This window comes from Mycobacterium sp. Soil_C_30 (genome assembly GCF_057656995.1).
The window spans coordinates 1-19,213 of record NZ_JBDGJH010000017.1; the positions used below are offsets into that span (position 1 = coordinate 1).

Sequence of the window (19,213 nt, forward strand, 5' to 3'; positions counted from 1 at the left end):
CACATCAAAACCGAACGCGCCTACAACGCCACCCAACGCGCCCTCGAACAAGAACACGGACGAAGCAGACCACCGCCACGTGATCCGTTCTAGATCCCTTGCGGGTCAAGCCATCTGTTCAGCTGTGGCCCGCGAGCGTTCCGGATCGCTGCCGAGTACATAGGTCGGCGAGGTCGGATCAGTGCGCGCGCCCTTGACGCGCTTCTTGGCCGCCCGGAACTCCGGCAGCGGCCCCATGGTTGCGTGGATGCCGTTGATCACCGACCAGACGGCGGCCTGACGGGCCAGTCGCTCAACGGGATTGGGGGCGCGGTGCATCACCATGGCCGCCGCCCAGCTGGGCAGGGTGTCGCGGATGGCCCAGTCGATGAGTTCACTGCCGGGTGGGCCGAAGTCGGCGCCGTCGATATTGGGCCCGGTGGACATCGCCATGCCATAGGTGATGGCCAACTTCGGCAGATAGGAGTGCAGGCATTCCAGAGTCTGCGCCTTCGTCTCCGGCAGGTCGGTACCCCCCAGGGCGTGGCCCACCTTGACGAACTCACGGTAGTACCGGTCTATCTTCTTGCCGCGCAGGGGGTTCGGATGGTAGTACTCGTGCGCGGTGGCTATCCCCCACACCACCGTCGCATAGTTCCACCGCAACCACTCGGGATCGTCGGCGTCGTAAGCAAGCCCATCGGGACGGGTGCCCTTGACGGTGTGATGCATGGCGCGGACAGTCTTCGCCAATCTTTCGGCGGTCGCGGTGGATCCGTATGCGGTGCCGATGAAGAACGACAGGGAGTGGCCGAGCCTGACCGCGGCCCCCTCGGGATCGATGCGGCCCGTGGCCACCCCGTCGGCGTCACGCTCAGGAATACGGGAATGGTCGACACCCATCCAGAAGATCGACGGGTCGAACCGCTCGATGTAGGCGGCGCACTGCAACCCGAACACCAGCGCAGGCATATGCGAATGGACATGCCAGACCGCGCTGCCGGGACCGAACCATCCGGGGTCGCCGGCCGGCTCGGCGAAGTCGAGACCGCGGAAGTAGCGTCCGCGGATCTCATCGTCGTAGAACCGGAGGAAGCGCTGCTGGATTAGCTGGTGCGGCAACGGTGGCAGGAGCTGCATACGGCCGAGATTACCTTCTGGATACACCTGTGGCCAGACTTTCTGTAGCTAGGATGTACCGGTGTCAAGCCCCACCAGGTGGGCGGGAGTTCCGCTGACCGACCGCCGCATCGAGCGCCGAGGTCTACTCGTCGCCGCGGCCTTTGCCTTGTTCGGCGACGAAGGCGAGAGCGCAGTCTCGGTTCGCTCGGTGTGCCGGGAGTGCTCACTGAACACCCGGTATTTCTACGAGAGCTTCGCCGATACCGATGAGCTGCTCGGCGCCGTCTATGACGGGGTTGCGGCGGCTCTGGCCGGTGAGGTGGAGTCGGCGACCAGATCGGTCACCGAGGCCGGCGGCACGGATGTGGACCGGCTACGTGCCGGGGTCCGCGCGGTGTTGGGCTTCAGCTCCGCCGACCCCCGCCGCGGCCGCGTGCTGTTCACCGAGGCGCGCGCCAATCCAGTGCTGGCCGCCCGACGCTCGGTCGCTCAGGAGAATCTGCGCCAGCTGGTCCTCAGCGAACGTAAACACAGCCATCCGGGTGATGACAACACCGCGACTTTGGTGGCCGCGGCGCTCTACACCGGCGCCATGAGCGAACTCGCGCAACAGTGGCTGTCAGGCAACCTCGGCGATGACCTCGACGCCGTCGTCGAACACACCGTCCGAATGGTCACCGCAAGCGCCTGACCTTCGGTCCAAGTCGCTGCTCACCGGCACCCCAGCGGGATACGCTGCAGCCGTGGTGACAGCGCGCGATGCTGCGGCCTCGGCCCTGGCCGACGGCCGGTTCCGACAGGACAATCCTTGCGTGCCGGTGCGCGGCGCCCATTACGCCGACAGCGCTGCACGGCGGTTCCGCGTCCTGAAGATCACCACCTGGATCGCTGCTGTGGTCAGCGCCGGCTTCGGTGTCTGGCAGATGGTGAGCGGCTACGGCATGTGGCAGATCGGTCTGATCAACATCGTGACGGGATTCGCCTTCGTCATGATCCCGCTGTTGCGTCCGCTGGGCGATCTGGTGGCACCGCTGACGTTCATCGTCGTCGCCTACGGCTCCATCTTCTTCATCACGTGGAACATCGGCACCGGCTCAGGCCTGCAGTTCTACTACCTGGTGGCGGCGTCGGTGCTGGTGTTGGTCCTCGGTGTCGAACGAATCGGGTTGGCCGGTGCGCTGGCCGGACTCGGCGCACTGCTGGCGGTGCTGCTGGAGATCCTGGTGCCCGACAACGTCGACAATCAACCGCTGTGGCCGTTGACGGTCGGCTTCGTGACATCGGTGGTGTCCTCGTGTGTGATGGCGTTCGCCACCGTGTGGTACGCATTGCGGGAGATCGCCCGCGCCGAAGCCGCCATGGAGATGGAATACGAACGCTCCGAACGCCTGCTGGCCAACATGCTGCCGGCCAGTATCGCCGAGCGCCTCAAAGATCCCGATCGGTCGGCTATCGCTGACCGCTACGACGACGCGTCGATCCTGTTCGCCGACATCGCCGGCTTCACCGAACGCGCCAGTGACATTCCCCCGTGCGACCTCGTCGCCTTCCTCGACCGCATCTACACCGAATTCGACGTGCTGGTCGATCAGCACGGCCTGGAGAAGATCAAGACCACCGGTGACTCGTACATGGTCGTGGCCGGCGTCCCGGAGCCTCGCGCCGATCACGTGCACGCGCTGGCCGATCTCGCGCTCGACATGGCCTCGGCCGCAGCGGGTCTCACCGATCCACTCGGCCGCGCGGTGCCGATGCGCATGGGTTTGGCGATGGGCCCGGTGGTGGCCGGCGTGGTGGGCTCACGCCGGTTCTTCTACGACGTGTGGGGCGACGCCGTGAACGTCGCCTCACGGATGGAGACCACCGACCAGGCAGGCCGGATCCAGGTGCCCCAGAACGTATATGAACGGCTGAAGAACGATTTCGTACTCGAGGAGCGCGGCAACGTCACCGTGAAAGGCAAGGGCACCATGCACACGTGGTACCTGGTGAGCCGACGCTCAGTACAGGTCGAGTCGCCGGTCGGCAAGGAGATCCACGTATTCGGTCAGTGACTTGTCGTGCGTGACCGAAAGATCGATGTCCGCCAGCGCCATACCGGCCTCGGGTCCGGCGGCCGCCACCACCCAGCCGTGTGGGTCGACGATCGCGGTGCCTGCAGTCCACGGTTGCCCCCGCTCCACCCCGCACCGATCGCAGGCGGCGACGGCGACCTTGTTGGTGCGGGCTGTCGACATCGCGGTGATCACCTCGCCGGGACGTTCACCGTCCGGCCGCGGGAACAGCGGCCAGTTGACCGGCGCGACAATGAGTTCCGCGCCATCGGTGACGGCGCGACGGGTGAGTTCGGGGAACTCCAGGTCGTAGCAGACCATGACGGCGATCAGGCCGTGACGGGTCTTGACGACCGGGGGCAGCGCTGCGCCGGGCGTGAAGATCAGTTTCTCGCGGTCCCACAGATGGGTCTTGCGGTAGCAGGCGAGCACCCCACTGCCGTCGACGACGAGGGCGCTGTTGTAGAGCACACCGCCCTCTCCCGCCTCGCAGAAACCGACCACGGCCACTGAATCACCGGCGGCGGCAAACCAGCCCGCGAATTGCGGAGACGACGACGGCAGCGCCAGCGAGCGGGCCTCGTCGGCGTCGGCGAACATGTAACCCGAGGTCGCGAGCTCGGGTGCCACCACGACGTCCGCACCGGCCGCCACGGCCTCACCGATTTTCGCTTCGATCGCCGCGATGTTGCCTTCGAGGTCACCGAAGGCGGGTGAGAACTGACAGCAGGCGATAATCGTCATGCGGCCAACTTAGGCCAGACATGCCCGTACGGCCCGCCTGGCGAGAGAAGTTTCCAGGCGAGCCGTACGGCCCCTCTCGAACAAGTTCCTGCGGTTAGACCTTGCGGTTCTCCGACTTGATCAGCCACGCCAGCTTCTCGAGCCCGTCGATGAGCTGATGCAGGATGTCCGCCGTGCTGGGGTCCTGCGCGTCCACGGCGTCGTGTACCTCGCGCATCGTGGCGACCGCGGCGTAGATCCGGGTGGTGATGAGGTCCACCACTTCGGTGGTGTTGTGCTCGAAAGCCGGGAACTCCGGCAGCGACGTCGTGGCGGCCACGGTGTCCGACCGGCCATCGGCCACGCCGTCGAGCGTGCGAATGCGCTCGGCGATGGTGTCACTGCCTTCGCGGGCGAAATCCACCAGTTCGTCGAGCTGCAGGTGCAGATCGCGGAAGTTGGTGCCGACGACGTTCCAGTGCGCCTGCTTACCTTGCAGGTGCAGCTCGATCAGGTCGACGAGCACCTTCTGCAGATTTCCGTAGAACTCTTCGGTGGGCACGAAGCCTTGGATGTCATTGGCTTCGCGACGGTTGGTCTTGGTTGCTGCGGCGGTCATGATTCACGCCCTTTCTTCTCGGTCCGGACAACGGCGTCCGCAAGTGGTCAACAGTTGGCGGTAAACCCCGCTCGAGGGCTGTCGGGCCGTTTACCTGCCGTGCCGTGGTATTTCCGCTTGCCTGATTAACTTAACGCCGCCCGCCGCAAAATCATGCCCAACATCTTGTCTACTCCGTCACGATTGGTGAGGCATGCCTTTGCTGTGAATCAGCTGAGCCGGTGGCTGCGAGGCTGCGGGCATAGCCGGCCCCCATGGCCAGCAGCACCAGTCCCACCACGATGAACACCACCACCCGGAACATGCCGTCCAGGGTGCCGAGGTCGAACAACAGCAGCTTGACAGTGGCCGCCGCGGTCAATGCCAACCCGGCGGTGATCGGCGCGGTGCGGGCGTCCCGGTCCGCGACCCGTTGTGCGTAGACGAACAGAGCAGCCGCCATTCCGATCCAGCAGATGGTGGCGGCCATGTGCCCAGCCAGGAACCCGCCGGCAGCGCCGCCGACGAGCACACCCACGGTGACGGTGAACGCGGTGACCGCGTAGACCCCCACGGCCAGCGCGGAGGCTCCCGCCACGGGCGCCCACTGCGCGGTCGCACTCCGGGCCAGAGCCACGGCGCAGGCGATCAGCAGCACACTGGCTGCCAGCACGGACACCGCTTCCGACGCCGGCAGGGTGAACGCGCTCGCCAGGTGTTCCGGAGGTACGTAGCTGACGAAGACCAGACCGCCGATTGCGGTGAAACAGACTGCGACACAACGGGACACAGTGCTGTGGCGGCCTGCGACAGCCACCACCAGCGCCACGGCCAGGAAGACCGGGGCTTGCACATGGCCGTCGAAGGCCACGGTGACCGCCACCACCAGTGCCACCGCCGACAACGCGGAGAAGATCGCCGCCACCGAAGGAGTCACCCCGGGCAGGCGGTGGCGCATCAGCACCATGGCGAGCATGGCCGCCGAGATCGCCGCGGCCAGCAGGACTGCGAACACCTGATCCACCGCGACGGCTGCCGACAACGCCGGGAGCACACCTGCTGCGGTGATGAGCGCCATGGCAACCGGACGTGAACTGCCGGGAAGCAGAACCACCGCACCGAGGACGGCCAGCAATGCGGCGACACCGCACGCGCCGCCGAGCAGCCACGGATTCTGGTCGGAGCCGAAGCTTGCCACCAGTAGCGCCAGCAGCGGCGGCACCGTGACGGCCGCGGTACGTGCGGCGTGCATCAACGTCCAGTCCTTGCCCAGCTGCACCGGCAGCGAGGCAGCCGACAGCGCCAGCATGAACCCGATGAGCAACACCGTCACACCGTCGCTGACGATGGGCGCCAGCACCGCAAGAGGCACCAGCACCAGCACCGCCAGATGCTCGGCATCCCAGCGTCGGGCCAGGGTCAGGCCGCCGCCACCGATCAGCGAGGCGATCACCAGGCCCGCCACCGGCGCCACCCAGTGATAGATCGTCGTCACGGCGATGACGTCCATGTAGCCGGCCGCAATACCCGTGGCCGCCAACGCCGTGGCACCGACCCGGCCGCCGGCTTTCCGGTTGAACCAAACGGCGGCGGTCACCAGTGCCGCCGCGAGTGACGCGCCCGCGGCCACCCGTACCGGGGGCGCCAGCAGCCCGGCCTGGGCGGCCAGCACCAGCAGCAGCACCACGCCGATCAATGTGACCGCGACGCCGGCCACCGCGAGGACCTTGCCGATCCAGCCTTCACGGTTGCCGCTGCGCTCGACCGGTAACGGCACCCGAGCCACCGGTGGAGGCCCGGGCAGCGGTGGCGGGGGAACCGGGTAGGGGTAGGGCGGGTAGTGCGGCACCGGCGGCGGTGAAGGGGCCGCCACCGGCAGCGTGCGCTCCAACTCGCTGAGTTGGGCGGCAACGCGGGACAGTTGCTGCGACAGCGCGGCGAATTCTTCCGACAACCGGGCGGGCTGGCTCATGTCCTCTACAGTGACGGCGCCGGACGCTCCCGGCATGAGTAGGACTACTCGTCGAGTCCGTGTTCGATGGCGTAACGGGCCAATTCGACCCGATTGGCCAGATGCAACTTTCGGAACGTGGCCTGGATGTGGTTCTCCACGGTGCGGTGGCTGACCGAGAGCTTGGCGGCGATCTGTTTGGCGGTCAGGCCTTTGGCCACGTGCCGCAGGATCTCGGTCTCGCGCTCGGTGAGCGTGGGTCCGCCGCCGGAGTCCGCGTTCGGGCGGCGGGCGATACGCCGGTACTCCCCCAGGACCAGTCCGGCGAGGCCGGGGGTGAACACGGCCCGCCCGGCCGCGGTGGCCCGGACCGCTTCGGCCAGTTCGGTTCTCGACGCGCTCTTGACGAGATAGCCGCTGGCGCCGGCTTTCACGGCCTGCAGCACATCATCCTGCTCGGCCGACGCCGACAGCACCAGCACCCGCGACCCGGGTGACACCTCGAGCACGCCGGCGGTGGCCGCGGCGCCGTCACCGTCGGCCAGGCTCATGTCCATCAACACCACATCGGGGCGCACCACGGCCGCCCGGCGCCGCGCCGCGGCCACACCGTCGGCGGTCGCCACCACCTCGAAACCGTCCTCGGCGAGGTCGCGGGCCACCGCGTCGCGCCAGATGGGATGGTCGTCGACCACCATGACGGACGGGTTCACGGCACCGGCCGGCTTGTCCTCACCCACGGCGCACCGTCAGCTCCCATTCCGTACCGCCGGCATCCGAGGTCAGTTTGGCGGTGCCCGACAAGGCTTGCAGGCGTCCGACGATGGATTTCGAGATGCCCACCCGACCCTCGGCCACGGCCTGCTCGAGCCGGCCCGCAGCGATGCCCACACCGTCGTCACGAACGCTCACCGTCACCTCATCCCCCAGATCCTCGACGAGAACGTAGGCGCACGCCTGTGGGCCCGCATGAGCGGTCACGTTGTCCAGCGCGTTACCCACCGCGGCCGTGAGCTCGTCGGCGACCGCGGCCTCGAGCAGCACCGGGGTGGCCGGCACGCTGACCACCACCCGGTCGCCGGCCCGACGCCGCAGCGCCACCCGCAGGTCCACGGAACCGGGCTCGGGATCAGCATTCTCGGCGCTCACCAGACGCCGTAGGGCGCGTTCCTGCTCGCCGGCAAGGTCCGCCAATTCCGCAGCAGCGCCGCCGATTTCGCGGCCACGCTTGGCCACCAGCGCGAGCACCTGGATGACACCGTCGTGCACCTGGCGGGCCAGCCGTTCGCGTTCGGCGACGGCCGCGGAGATCCGGGTGGCCCGCTCCAGCTCGGCGTGGGCGCGCTGCGCCGTCTGCGCGGCCATGCCCACCGCCAACCCGACGGCAAGCTCGATCACCATGGTGGCGTTGCGCGCGAGGTCGATGCTGACAACCCCTTTGAGGAACGCGTACACCGCCATCATCGTGATACCGGCGAGCATTCCACGGACGGGGCCGAACAGGATGGCCGCCGAGATGGTGGCATTCGTGGCCCACAACGTCGTCGGCCACGACTGGTTGTCGGCGATCCACTGCGCCGACGCCACCATTTCGGTGGACAGGATCAGCGCGCACACCACCGCCAGTTCGCTGAGCACCCACACCGGTCGCCTGCCGAAGCCTTGCAGATAGGCCACCGCACACGCCGACGTCCAGACCGTCAAGACGCCGAACAACACCCAGCCCAACGCGGGACGCTCGAACTCGGCATTGCTGACCACCTGGAAGCCGGCGGCATAGATGTAGCTCAGCAGCCGGAACACCTGGGCGGCGCGCCACAGGGGGCCGCAGGGATCCCGGTCCGGCATGTGCTCAGCATAGGGCGCACCGCGCCGGGGTATGAATAGCCGGTGACGTTGGTGAAGCGATTCGTGGCGCTGCTGTTGTCCCTGTTCATCGCGGTCGTCACCGCCAACGGGTATCGGCCGCTGACCAAGCGCGGGTACCTGTCGCTGTACGCGTTCGGCTTCGGCGTGGTCACTTCCGAGTTGCCGCTGCAGATCCTGGCCGGGCACGCCGCGGCGTTCCTCCCGGTGTCGCGCGGTCTGGGCCGGCGCACCGGGGCGGTGGCCTGGATCCTTGCTGTGGCGTCCTGGCTCGGTTTGGCCAACCTGTACCGGGTCGGCCGCGCCGCCGACGCGCCGCTCACGGCGGCATTGGATGCCGGCCTGGGGGCAGACCGCCGGCGAGACTCCACGGGATTGTGGGAGGAACCGGTGCGGGGTGGGGCCACCGCCAAGAAACCCGGGGTGGTGCGCATGCTGCGGATCTACCAGGACTACGCCCATGACAGCGATATCCCCTACGGCGAGTACGGCCGCCGCAACACCCTGGACATCTGGCGTCGCCCCGACCTGCCACGCCACGGCCGCGCACCGGTGCTTCTGCAGGTGCACGGCGGCGCGTGGATGCTGGGAAGCAAACGCGGACAAGCACATCCACTGCTGAGCCACCTGACGGAGCTGGGCTGGGTCTGCGTGTCGATCAACTACCGGCTCAGCCCGCGCTCCACCTGGCCCGACCACATCGTCGACGTCAAACGCGCCATCGCGTGGACCAAGGACCACATCTTCGAATACGGCGGCGACCCCGACTTCCTGGCCATCACCGGTGGGTCGGCCGGCGGTCACCTGAGCTCGCTGGCCGCTCTGAGCGGCAATGACCCACAGTTCCAGCCGGGCTTCGAGGACGTGGACACCCGGGTGCAGGCCGCCGTGCCGTTCTACGGCGTGTACGACTTCACCCGCACCGACAACTCGTTGCACCCCTTTCTGATTCCGCTGCTGCAACGCCGGGTGATGAAACAGCGACGCAGGGAATCACGGGAACTGTTCGACCTCAGCTCGCCGATCAACCACATCACCGCGCAGGCTCCGCCGTTCTTCGTGCTGCACGGTACGAACGACTCCCTGATCCCGGTGCAGCAAGCCCGGCGCTTCACCGCCAGGCTGCGCGAGGTCAGCACCGAGCCGGTGGTGTACGCCGAACTGCCGTTGGCGCAGCACGCTTTCGACATCTTCGGCTCACCGCGCGCGGCCCACGCGGCCGTCGCGGTGGAGCATTTCCTCGCCGAGACCTACACCCGGGCTACTTCGGCGCACCGTTGATCATCGGCTCGTCGATCATGCCTTTCTCGACGCCCCACATGGTGGCCACGGTGCGGTATTCGCCGGTGGCCATGACGTGTTCGAGTGCCTGGCGCAGGGATTCGGCCAGCGGTGAACCTTTCTCGACCGGCCAGCCGTAGGGCGCGGAGTCGAACACCTCCCCCGCTGCTTCCAGGGCACCGCCGCTGAGTTTGACGGCGAAGCCGGTCACCGGCGAGTCGGCCGACATGGCGTCCACCGCACCGGACATCAGCGCGTTGGTGACATCGTCCTGGCTGGTGTAGACCACCTTCTCGATGGGTGGGCGGCCCGCGGCAACGCAGCTGTCGCTCTTGGCGGGAATCTCGTCGGTCTCCTGGATGGTCCCGAATGCCACGCCGACCCGTGCTCCGCAGGCGTTGGCGGGATCGACCGCCGACCCCGAACGTTGCGCCCAGAGTGTGCCGGCTTCGAAATAGGTGACGAAGTCCACCGACTCCTCGCGGGCGACCGTGTCGGTGACCGAGGACATTCCGAGGTCGAAGGCGCCGGACTGCACCGAGGGCATGATCGTCTCGAACGCGGTCTCGCGATAGTCGGGCGTCAGCCCGAGCACCCGGGCCACCGCGTTCATCAGATCGATGTCGAAACCGACCAGCTCTCCGTAGGCGTCGCGGAATTCGTTGGGCGCGTAGGGCACATTGACGCCGATCACCAACCGACCCGACTCGCGGATGTCGGCGGGAACTCCTGCCGCGATCGCCGGCACCGCACCCGGGCCGACCGCACCGGGCGGCGCGGTGCTCTCGGCAATGCTCGCCGAGCGGGTACCGTCCTGCTGACCACGGACCTGCCAGGCGATCAGCGCGGAGACCGCGACGAGTGCCACGCTGACCCCGACGACGACGAACACCTTGCGCCGCGGCCGTGGTCCCGTACGCACCGGGGCACGGTGCCGTGCGACTGTCGGCGTGCTCAGCGCCCGGCGTGCCGCGGCGGCGAGTTCGGCGCCGGTCTGATACCGCCTGGCCGGCTCCTTGGCCATGCCCTTGGCGATCACCGCGTCGAACGCGGCCAGCGTGCGGTCGGTGTCCGACGGTCGCGGTGGCGGGGTCACCATGTGCCCGGCGATCTGCTGCTCGAGGCTGTCGTCGGGATAGGGCCGGCTCCCGGTGAGACATTCGTAGAGCACACACGTCAGGGCGTAGACATCCGAACGGGGATCGGCCTGTCCGCCGCTGAACCGCTCCGGCGCCATGTAGGCCAGCGTCCCGAGAGTGCTTCCGGCTGTGGTCAATCCGGGATCGCTGGCGGTACGCGCGAGCCCGAAATCGATGAGGTAGACGAATTCCCGCTCGGAGATCAGGATGTTGGACGGTTTGACGTCGCGGTGCACCAGTCCGGCCGCGTGCGCGCCGTCGAGGGCCGAGGCCACTTGTTCGACGACGGTGACCGCGAGTTCCGGCCGGAGGGGACGCCGGCGTTCGGAGAGGATGGCGCCGAGGTTGAGTCCCTCGATGAGTCGCATGTCCAGGTAGAGCCGACCGTCGATCTCACCGTAACTGTGGATGGGCACCACGTGCGGGTCGTTGACACCGGCGGCCGCCTGCGATTCCCGGCGGAACCGCTGCTGGAACACGGTGTCCTCGGCCAGATGTGGGGGCAGGACCTTCAGCGCGACGATCCGGTTGGTGCGGGTGTCGTGCGCCCGGTAGACCTCGCCCATGCCGCCGCGGCCCAACAGCTCCAAGAGCTGGTAATGCCCGAAAGGCCCGAGTGGCCCGTCGCCGTTTGTGCCAGCACTGTGAGCATCCACCGTCGAAACTCCTGGCCAGAGAGCTTGCCCCCGCTTGGGTCGCTTGAGGTTACATCACCTTGGACAGGAACGCTTTGGTTCGTTCATGCTGCGGATTGCTCAGGACTTCGCGGGGCTTGCCCGATTCCACGATCACACCGGCGTCCATGAACACCAGCTGGTCGGCGACCTCACGGGCGAAGCCCATCTCGTGGGTCACCACCACCATGGTCATACCTTCGGACGCCAGCTTCTTCATCACGCCCAGCACCTCGCCGACGAGTTCGGGGTCCAGAGCCGAGGTGGGCTCGTCGAACAGCATGAGCTTGGGGCTCATCGCCAACGCGCGGGCGATCGCCACCCGCTGTTGCTGACCACCGGAGAGCTGCGCGGGATAGGCGTCCGCCTTGGCCGACAACCCCACCTGGTCGAGCAGGTCCCTGGCCCGGCTCAGCGCGGCGTCCTTCTTCATGCCCTTGACCTGGATCGGCGCCTCGACGATGTTCTCCAGGGCGGTGCGATGCGGGAAGAGGTTGAAATGCTGGAAGACCATGCCGATGTCGCGACGCTGCTTGGCGGCATCCCGTGGTGACATCTCGTGCAGTTTGCCGCCACGTTCGCGGTACCCGATCAGATCGCCGTCGACGTACAGCCGCCCGGCGTTGACCTGTTCCAGGTGGTTGATGCAGCGCAGGAACGTGGACTTGCCTGAGCCCGACGGCCCGACGAGCACCAGCACCTGACCGCGCTGGACCTCCAGGGTGACCCCTTTGAGCACTTTGAGCGCGCCGAAGTCCTTGCATACCTTTTCGGCTCGCACCATGGGTTGCACCGACCCGGACACGTTGTCTGTCACAGTCGTCATGGGTGCTGCGACTCCCCCATCTGCGCCTTGGCCAGCGCTTCGAGTTGCTTGGTGGTGAGCTTGCGCGACGCCCCGCGCGAGAAGTACTTCTCGAGGTAGTACTGGCCGACCATCAGGATGCTGGTGACCACCAGGTACCAGGTCGCCGCCACCAGTAGCAGCGGCACGGGTTCGAAAATCCGCGCGGCGATCTCACGTGAGGTGATGCCGTAGAGATCCAATGCGAACGGCACGGCGGTGACCAGTGAGGTGGTCTTCAGCATGCTGATGACCTCGTTGCCGGTGGGCGGGATGATCACCCGCATCGCCTGCGGCAACACGGTGCGGCGCATGGCAAGACCCCAGGACATGCCCAGCGCCGTCGAGGCCTCCAACTGGCCCTCGGGCACGGAACTGATTCCGGCGCGGATGATCTCGGCCATGTAAGCGGCCTCGTTGAGCGCCAGGCCGATGATCGCCAATGCGAACGGGAACGACAGCGCCTGCAGGTTGAAGTGCAGCAGCGACGGCCCGAACGGAACCCCCAACTGGATGTTCTGGTAGATGGTCGGCAGCAGACCCCAGAACACCAACTGCACGTACACCGGGGTGCCGCGGAAGATCCACAGGTAGATCCACGCGACGTAGCGGAACACCGGGTTGGGTGACAGACGCATGACCGCCAGCAGGATGCCGAGCAGGATGGCGATCACCATCGAATAGATGGTCAGCTGCAGCGTGTTCACCACGCCGATGGTCAGCACCCGTTCGTTGAACAGGTACTCCAGATAGGTGGACCAGCCGTAGGCCGGGTTGGTGGCCGCCCCGTAGAGGAACAGCGCCACCAGGATGAGGATGACGGCCGCCGCCACCCACCGCCACGGGTGCCGCAACGGTACGGCGTCGATGGCGGCAGGACCGGAGGACGGCGACTGGGTAGGCGACGGCGCGTCAACACTCATGGATCAGCTGATCGCGCCGTTGATCACGGGCTTGTCGATCATCCCGGCCTCGACGCCCCACTCGGTGGAGATCCTTTCGTACTCACCGTTCTCGATGAGGTGCTCCAGGGCCTGCTGCAGCGACTGCGCCAGCGCCGACCCCTTGGCCACCGGCCAGCCGTACGGCGCGGCGTCGAAGATCTCGCCGGCCGGTTCCAGCTTGCCGTCACTCTGCTTGATGGCGTAGGCCGTGACCGGGGAGTCGGCGGACATCGCGTCGGCCTGGCCCAGCACGACGGCGTTGGTGGCCGCGTCCTGACCGTCGAAGGGGGTGATCTGGATGGCCGGCTGGCCGGCGTCGGTGCACGCCTTGCTCTTGGCGGGCAGCTCGTCGGTCTCCTGGTAGGTGGTGGCCTGTACCGCAACCTTCTTGCCGCAGGCGTTGTTCGGATCGATTCCCGCGCCCGGTTTCTGCGCCCACTGAGTACCCGCGGAGAAGTACGTGACGAAGTCGACGGTCTGCTCGCGCTCCTTGGTGTCGGTGAACGACGACATGCCGACGTTGAAGGTACCGCCCTGGATCGAGGGGATGATCTTGGCGAAATCGGATTCGCGGTACTCGGCGGTCAGCCCGAGGGTGGAGGCGATGGCGTTCATCAGATCGACGTCGAAACCGACGATCTTGCCGCTCTCGTCCTTGAATTCGTTGGGCGCGTAAGGGATGTTCACGCCGATGATCAGCTTGCCGGAAGCCTTGATGTCCTCGGGGACGGTGTTGGCGATCTCCTCGACCGCACCCGACGCACCACCCTCGGCGGGGGTGGTTTCGTCGGCGTTGCTGCCGCTGTCGGTGCCTGCCGCACATCCCGACAGGGCGATGGCGCCCGATACCGCGAACATCGCCGCGGTGTACCACCAACGCGAGCGTCTCCGACAGTTCTCGTTTCCAGCTTCCACGTTCCTCTTCTTTCTGCATCGGGCCGCCAAGAGTCGGTCAGGACCGCCGACGACCATAACGACCGTGAACCCAGCGCGCAGTGCCGGTAACCGAACATTAACCACCGCGTGGACGGGACAGAAGCACATTGCCGGTTCTCAGACCCGTTCTGGTCTGATCCGTACATCGTTCTGTGACTGTCGAAATCATCGATTGAACAGCGTCGTTGTGCCACACTGCGCCCATGGGAACCACTACTGCTCCAAGCCTGTTGCCGCATTTGTGGAAGTCCACACTTGTCTCAGGTGTGCTCGCGGTGCTTCTCGGCATCGCCATCGTGGCCTGGCCCGGGATCTCGATCCTGATCGCCGCCATCTTCTTCGGGGCCTATCTCCTGGTCACCGGTATCGCTCAGATAGTCCTGGCGTTCAGCCTCAACGCCCCCACCGGCAGCAAGATCCTGCTGGGGATCAGCGGCCTGGCCGCGGTGGTCCTGGGCGTGCTCTGCTTCCTGAGCCTGGCGGACTCCATTCTGCTGCTCGCGATTTGGATCGGAGTCGGCTTCATCTTCCGTGGTGTGGCCACCACCGCTTCGGCGATCAGTGACAAGACGCTGCCCGGCCGTGGGCTGGAGATCTTCTTCGGGATCGTCTCCCTGATCGCCGGCATCGTGATGATGGTGATGCCCTTCGAGTCGCTGGCGACCCTGGCGCTGGTGGTCGGGATCTGGCTGATCGTCACCGGCGTGTTCGAGATCGTGATGGCTTTCGGCATCCGGAAAGAATCCAAAGCCCCCGCGGTGTAGCCCGAAGGTCCCTTGTCGGGGAGATCACTGCGGTGCGAGTCTCGAAGTGCTGGTCGGACGACCACGCGACTACTACAGTGTGTCGTAGTAAAGACGCCTCGCAGCCCCGGGAGAAGTGCACATGGACGCCCTCGACGTATCGCGATGGCAGTTCGGGATCACGACGGTCTACCACTTCATCTTCGTCCCGCTGACCATCGGTCTGGCCCCGCTGATCGCGGTCATGCAGACCGTCTGGGTGGTCACCGGTCGCCCTGAGTGGTACCGGCTGACGCGGTTCTTCGGGAAGCTGTTCCTGATCAACTTCGCCATCGGGGTGGCCACCGGCATCGTCCAGGAATTCCAGTTCGGGATGAACTGGAGTGAGTACTCCCGCTTCGTCGGCGACGTCTTCGGCGCCCCGCTGGCCATGGAAGGCCTGGTGGCCTTCTTCTTCGAATCCACGTTCATCGGGCTGTGGATCTTCGGCTGGACGCGGCTGCCCCGCCTGGTGCACCTGGCGTGCATCTGGATCGTGGCGATCGCGGTCAACCTGTCGGCCTTCTTCATCATCAGCGCCAACTCCTTCATGCAGCACCCCGTCGGCGCCCGTTTCAACCCCGAGACCGGCCGCGCGGAACTCGAGAGCATCGTGGCGTTGTTCACCAACAACACCGGTATCGCCGCGTTCTGGCATGCCGTGGCCGGGGCGTTCCTGACGGCCGGGACGTTCGTCGCGTGCGTGTGTGCCTGGTGGATGGTGCGCAACTCCCGCACGGCCCAGGACGCCGACGTCACGGTCCCCGAGTCACACACCATGTACCGGCCCGCCACCATCCTCGGCTGCTGGGTGGCGCTGATCTCGGCCGCGGCGCTGTTCTTCACCGGCGACATCCAGGGCAAGCTGATGTTCGAACAGCAGCCCATGAAAATGGCGTCGGCGGAATCGTTGTGTCACACCGAAACCGATCCTGATTTCTCGATCCTGACGGTGGGCACCCACAACAACTGCGACAGCGTCATGCACCTGATCGAGGTGCCGTACGTGTTGCCGTTCCTGGCCGAGAGCAAGTTCAGCGGCGTCACGCTGCAGGGTGTCGAAGACCTGCAGCAACAGGCCGAAGAGAAGTTCGGCCCCGGGAACTACCGGCCCAACCTGTTCGTCACCTACTGGTCGTTCCGCGCGATGATCGGCCTGCTGGCGGTGCCGGTGCTGTTCGCACTCGCCGCGCTGTGGCTGACCCGGGGCGGCCGGACCACCGACCAGCGGTGGCTGTCCACCCTGGCCCTCGTCACGCTGCCCACACCGTTCCTGGCCAACAGCGCCGGCTGGATCTTCACCGAGATGGGCCGCCAGCCCTGGGTGGTGGTACCGAACATCGACGGGGATCCCTTGTTGCACCTGACCGTTCAAGACGGCGTATCAGGACACTCGGCGACCATGGTGTGGATCGGACTGATCAGCCTCACCCTCACCTATGCGGTGCTGGCGGTCATCTGGTTCTACCTGCTGCGCCGCTACATCGTCGCCGGGCCACAGGAACACGACTCCGAGCCGGCGCCACCCAAACCACCGGGCGATGACGAAGTAGCGCCCCTGTCGTTCGCTTACTGACCAGAGAGACGACCATGGGACTTCAAGAGATCTGGTTCATCCTCGTCGGCGTGCTGTTCCTCGGCTTCTTCATCCTCGAGGGTTTCGACTTCGGTGTCGGCATGCTCATGGAGCCGCTGTCACGCTTCGGCCGGGGCGCACACACCGCCGAACTGGTGGACAAACGCCGCCGCGCCGTGCTGAACACCATCGGGCCGGTATGGGACGGCAACGAGGTGTGGCTGATCACCGCGGGCGGCGCCATGTTCGCCGCCTTCCCAGGCTGGTACGCCACCGTGTTCTCGGGGCTGTTCCTGCCGCTGCTGGCGATCCTGGTGTCGATGATCCTGCGCATCGTGGCCATCGAGTGGCGCGGCAAGATCGACGACCCGACGTGGCGCAAGCGGGCCGACCTCGGTATCGCCATCGGCTCCTGGGTTCCGGCGGTGCTGTGGGGGGTGGCATTCGCAGCGCTGGTGCAAGGACTGCCGGTCGACGCCGACGCGCAGATCCACCTGAGCTTCACCGCCTTGATCAACCCGTACACGCTGCTGGGCGGGCTGGCCACGGGCGGGCTGTTCCTGTTGCACGGCGCGGCGTTCCTGGCGTTGAAGACCGAGGGCGACATCCGCGATGACGCACTGCACGTGGCCCGGCTGTTGACCTGGCCGGTGACCGGGTTGGTGGCGGTCTTCGGCATCTGGACCCAGTTCGCCCACGGCAAGACCTGGACGTGGGCGGTGCTGGCGCTGGCCGTCATCGCGCAGCTGGCCGCAGTCGCGTTGCTGCACAAGGGAACCCGGGACGGCTGGGCTTTCGTCTCGACCACGCTCGTGGTGTTCGCGGTGATCGTGCTCCTGTTCGGTGCGCTGTATCCGAATCTGGTGCCCTCCACGCTGAACCCGGAGTGGAGCCTGACGATCTACAACGCGTCGTCGACTCCGTACACCCTGAAAGTGATGACCTGGGCGGCCGCGATCTTCGCTCCCCTGGTGATCATCTACCAGGCCTGGACCTACTGGGTCTTCCGGCAGCGGGTCTCGACCGACCGGATCCCTGACCCCATCGGGCTGTCGGGACAGACCCACTGACCACCACCACGAGCGCGACCACCAGCCGGGCACCGCTGGATCCGCGGCTGCTGCGGGCCTCCCCTGCGGTCCGGCGATTCCTGGCCGCCACCGTGAGTTGCGGTGTGGTGATCGCCGGTTGCACGCTCGGTTCGGTGGTCCTGCTGGCTCACATCGTGGCTGGGATCATCACCGATCCGGCCGCGCGGACCCTGATGCAGTGGGCGCCGGAACTGCTGCTGCTGGCCGGACTCTGGGGCCTGCGTACCGCGGCGCAGTGGATGCAGGCGCGACTCAGCCAGCGCGGCGCCACCGGCGCCATCGCCGATCTCAGCGGGCAGGTGCTGCAGGCGGTCACCGCCGGTGATCCGCGAACGCTCGCCGAGCGCCGAGACGATGCCGCCACCGTCGTGTTGCGCGGACTCGACGGACTGCGCCCGTATTTCACGGCGTACCTGCCCGTGCTGGTCCTCGCGGTGATCCTCACCCCGGCGGCCGTACTGCTGATGGCGATGTTCGACCTGCAGGCCACCGCCATCGTGTTGGTGGCGCTGCCACTGATCCCGATCTTCATGGTGTTGATCGGGCTGGCCACCGCCGAGCGTTCCGCGGCCGCGCTGGAAGCCATGACCACACTGCAGGCCCGGATGCTGGACCTGATCGCCGGCATCCCGACTCTGCGGGCCCTCGGCCGGGCGCGCGGTCCGGCCGGCCGGATCGCCGAACTGTCTGCCGCTCACCGCCGTTCGGCGATGGCAACGCTGCGTATCGCCTTCCTGTCCTCGCTGGTGCTCGAACTGCTCGCCACCCTCGGGGTGGCGCTCGTGGCGGTCAGCGTCGGATTGCGGCTGGTCTACGGAGATCTGAGCCTCACCACCGGGCTGACCGTTCTGCTCCTGGCGCCCGAGGTGTTCTGGCCGCTGCGCCGTGTCGGTGTCGAGTTCCACGCCGCACAGGACGGTAAGGCCGCCGCCGACCGGGCTTTCGCACTCATCGACGACGCCCCCGCACGTCCCGTCGGCTCGCGCACCGTCCAGGCGCGCGGTGCCCCGATCCGGATCCGGGCCTTGTCGGTGCCGAGCCGCTCGGGGTACGCACCGGACGGGCTGGACGCCGATCTGGAACCGGGCCGGGTGACGGTGCTGACCGGACCCAACGGCGCGGGCAAGTCCACCACCGTACAGGTGATCGCGGGACTGACGCCGGCCGCCGCCGGCGCGGTCACGGTGGCAGGCGTGGAGGTCGCCGAGCTGGAGCCGCGGGCCTGGTGGGCGCAACTGAGCTGGCTGCCTCAACGCCCCGTGCTGGTCCCGGGCACCGTCGCCGACAACCTGACCCTGTTCGGTCCGCTGCGCGACCTCGAAGCAGCCTGCGCCGCATCGGGATTCGACCGGGTGCTGGCCGAGCTGCCCGCCGGGGCGGACACGGTCCTCGGCCGTGGCGGGGTGGGTCTGTCGCTGGGGCAACGTCAGCGCCTGGGCCTGGCCCGTGCACTCGGCTCCCCCGCACCGGTGTTGCTGCTCGACGAGCCCACCGCGCATCTGGACGCCGCCACCGAAGCCGCGGTACTGCGGGCTCTAGCCGCCCGGGCGCGGGAGGGAGCCACCGTCGTCGTGGTGGGGCATCGCGCTCCGGTGCTCGCGATCGCCGACCGGATAGTGAGGGTGGGTCAACGTGTCTCGGTCTAGCCTCGTG

At 67.1% G+C, this 19,213-nt stretch carries 17 protein-coding genes; 7 read left to right on the forward strand and 10 right to left on the reverse strand.

The genetic code is table 11. The annotated features are described in order from the left end of the window. Positions 1-105 precede the first annotated feature (105 nt). Positions 106-1,119, reverse strand: a complete 1,014-nt coding sequence (locus tag AC3A6P_RS25545) for an oxygenase MpaB family protein (protein ID WP_487694780.1) — start codon at positions 1,117-1,119, stop codon at positions 106-108. Positions 1,120-1,180: 61 nt separating this feature from the next. Here AC3A6P_RS25545 and AC3A6P_RS25550 point away from each other — a divergent pair, with 61 nt between their 5' ends. Together AC3A6P_RS25550 and AC3A6P_RS25555 are read left to right on the forward strand one after the other, a co-directional pair. Next, positions 1,181-1,792, forward strand: a complete 612-nt coding sequence (locus AC3A6P_RS25550; protein WP_487694781.1) for a TetR/AcrR family transcriptional regulator — start codon at positions 1,181-1,183, stop codon at positions 1,790-1,792. 55 nt (positions 1,793-1,847) lie between these two features. Then, positions 1,848-3,155 carry an adenylate/guanylate cyclase domain-containing protein gene (locus tag AC3A6P_RS25555; protein ID WP_487694975.1) on the forward strand — a complete coding sequence of 436 codons (1,308 nt, stop codon included), beginning with the start codon at positions 1,848-1,850 and terminating at the stop codon, positions 3,153-3,155. Here AC3A6P_RS25555 and AC3A6P_RS25560 read toward each other — a convergent pair. The 5 genes from AC3A6P_RS25560 to macS all read right to left on the reverse strand — a co-directional run bounded on the left by AC3A6P_RS25560 (position 3,102) and on the right by macS (position 8,275). Then, positions 3,102-3,899, reverse strand: coding sequence for a nitrilase-related carbon-nitrogen hydrolase (locus AC3A6P_RS25560; RefSeq protein ID WP_487694783.1), 798 nt, complete (start codon positions 3,897-3,899; stop codon positions 3,102-3,104). The genes AC3A6P_RS25555 and AC3A6P_RS25560 overlap by 54 nt on opposite strands. A gap of 94 nt (positions 3,900-3,993) precedes the next feature. Beyond that, complete coding sequence (locus AC3A6P_RS25565) at positions 3,994-4,497, reverse strand: Dps family protein (RefSeq protein ID WP_487694784.1); 504 nt, start codon at positions 4,495-4,497, stop codon at positions 3,994-3,996. A gap of 169 nt (positions 4,498-4,666) precedes the next feature. After that, positions 4,667-6,448, reverse strand: coding sequence for a DUF2339 domain-containing protein (locus tag AC3A6P_RS25570; RefSeq protein WP_487694786.1), 1,782 nt, complete (start codon positions 6,446-6,448; stop codon positions 4,667-4,669). A 44-nt stretch (positions 6,449-6,492) separates the two neighbouring features. Further along, entirely contained in the window at positions 6,493-7,125 is a 633-nt protein-coding gene (locus tag AC3A6P_RS25575) for a response regulator (protein ID WP_487694977.1), read from the reverse strand. Positions 7,126-7,159: 34 nt separating this feature from the next. Further along, entirely contained in the window at positions 7,160-8,275 is a 1,116-nt protein-coding gene (gene macS / locus AC3A6P_RS25580) for a MacS family sensor histidine kinase (RefSeq protein ID WP_487694787.1), read from the reverse strand. Between the two features lie 42 nt (positions 8,276-8,317). Here macS and AC3A6P_RS25585 point away from each other — a divergent pair, with 42 nt between their 5' ends. Beyond that, complete coding sequence (locus tag AC3A6P_RS25585; protein WP_487694788.1) at positions 8,318-9,574, forward strand: alpha/beta hydrolase fold domain-containing protein; 1,257 nt, start codon at positions 8,318-8,320, stop codon at positions 9,572-9,574. On the opposite strand, the gene stpK7 is transcribed toward AC3A6P_RS25585, so the two are convergent. From stpK7 to AC3A6P_RS25605, 4 genes are all read right to left on the reverse strand, one after another. Then, positions 9,555-11,279 (reverse strand): serine/threonine protein kinase StpK7, encoded by a 1,725-nt coding sequence (stpK7, locus tag AC3A6P_RS25590; RefSeq protein WP_487694979.1) that lies wholly within the window; start codon positions 11,277-11,279, stop codon positions 9,555-9,557. The two genes, AC3A6P_RS25585 and stpK7, sit on opposite strands and share 20 nt — an antisense overlap. 139 nt (positions 11,280-11,418) lie before the next feature. Further along, positions 11,419-12,171, reverse strand: coding sequence for an amino acid ABC transporter ATP-binding protein (locus tag AC3A6P_RS25595; RefSeq protein ID WP_487694981.1), 753 nt, complete (start codon positions 12,169-12,171; stop codon positions 11,419-11,421). Between the two features lie 38 nt (positions 12,172-12,209). After that, complete coding sequence (locus AC3A6P_RS25600) at positions 12,210-13,154, reverse strand: amino acid ABC transporter permease (RefSeq protein WP_487694789.1); 945 nt, start codon at positions 13,152-13,154, stop codon at positions 12,210-12,212. A 3-nt stretch (positions 13,155-13,157) separates the two neighbouring features. Continuing rightward, a complete protein-coding gene (locus tag AC3A6P_RS25605) occupies positions 13,158-14,033 on the reverse strand; it encodes an ABC transporter substrate-binding protein (RefSeq protein WP_487694791.1) in 876 nt (291 codons plus the stop codon). Between the two features lie 263 nt (positions 14,034-14,296). On the opposite strand from AC3A6P_RS25605, the gene AC3A6P_RS25610 reads away from it, so the two are divergent. The 4 genes from AC3A6P_RS25610 to cydD all read left to right on the forward strand — a co-directional run bounded on the left by AC3A6P_RS25610 (position 14,297) and on the right by cydD (position 19,206). After that, positions 14,297-14,875: an HdeD family acid-resistance protein gene (locus AC3A6P_RS25610; protein WP_487694792.1), complete on the forward strand. Its 579-nt coding sequence runs from the start codon at positions 14,297-14,299 to the stop codon at positions 14,873-14,875. A gap of 121 nt (positions 14,876-14,996) precedes the next feature. Beyond that, positions 14,997-16,469, forward strand: a complete 1,473-nt coding sequence (locus tag AC3A6P_RS25615; protein ID WP_487694794.1) for a cytochrome ubiquinol oxidase subunit I — start codon at positions 14,997-14,999, stop codon at positions 16,467-16,469. Positions 16,470-16,483: 14 nt separating this feature from the next. Further along, complete coding sequence (gene cydB, locus AC3A6P_RS25620) at positions 16,484-17,539, forward strand: cytochrome d ubiquinol oxidase subunit II (RefSeq protein ID WP_487694795.1); 1,056 nt, start codon at positions 16,484-16,486, stop codon at positions 17,537-17,539. A 47-nt stretch (positions 17,540-17,586) separates the two neighbouring features. Beyond that, positions 17,587-19,206, forward strand: a complete 1,620-nt coding sequence (gene cydD, locus AC3A6P_RS25625) for a thiol reductant ABC exporter subunit CydD (protein ID WP_487694983.1) — start codon at positions 17,587-17,589, stop codon at positions 19,204-19,206. The last annotated feature ends 7 nt before the right edge of the window (positions 19,207-19,213 follow it).

What these genes read in the sequence shown, in the direction of transcription:
- macS (WP_487694787.1), bottom strand. Translation starts at nt 8,275, where the DNA reads ATGCCGGACCGGGATCCCTGCGGCCCCCTGTGGCGCGCCGCCCAGGTG.
- AC3A6P_RS25595 (WP_487694981.1), bottom strand. Translation starts at nt 12,171, where the DNA reads ATGGTGCGAGCCGAAAAGGTATGCAAGGACTTCGGCGCGCTCAAAGTG.
- AC3A6P_RS25545 (WP_487694780.1), bottom strand. Translation starts at nt 1,119, where the DNA reads ATGCAGCTCCTGCCACCGTTGCCGCACCAGCTAATCCAGCAGCGCTTC.
- AC3A6P_RS25600 (WP_487694789.1), bottom strand. Translation starts at nt 13,154, where the DNA reads ATGAGTGTTGACGCGCCGTCGCCTACCCAGTCGCCGTCCTCCGGTCCT.
- AC3A6P_RS25560 (WP_487694783.1), bottom strand. Translation starts at nt 3,899, where the DNA reads ATGACGATTATCGCCTGCTGTCAGTTCTCACCCGCCTTCGGTGACCTC.
- AC3A6P_RS25575 (WP_487694977.1), bottom strand. Translation starts at nt 7,125, where the DNA reads ATGGTGGTCGACGACCATCCCATCTGGCGCGACGCGGTGGCCCGCGAC.
- stpK7 (WP_487694979.1), bottom strand. Translation starts at nt 11,279, where the DNA reads ATGGGCGAGGTCTACCGGGCGCACGACACCCGCACCAACCGGATCGTC.
- AC3A6P_RS25565 (WP_487694784.1), bottom strand. Translation starts at nt 4,497, where the DNA reads ATGACCGCCGCAGCAACCAAGACCAACCGTCGCGAAGCCAATGACATC.
- cydB (WP_487694795.1), top strand. Translation starts at nt 16,484, where the DNA reads ATGGGACTTCAAGAGATCTGGTTCATCCTCGTCGGCGTGCTGTTCCTC.
- AC3A6P_RS25570 (WP_487694786.1), bottom strand. Translation starts at nt 6,448, where the DNA reads ATGAGCCAGCCCGCCCGGTTGTCGGAAGAATTCGCCGCGCTGTCGCAG.
- AC3A6P_RS25615 (WP_487694794.1), top strand. Translation starts at nt 14,997, where the DNA reads ATGGACGCCCTCGACGTATCGCGATGGCAGTTCGGGATCACGACGGTC.
- AC3A6P_RS25605 (WP_487694791.1), bottom strand. Translation starts at nt 14,033, where the DNA reads ATGTTCGCGGTATCGGGCGCCATCGCCCTGTCGGGATGTGCGGCAGGC.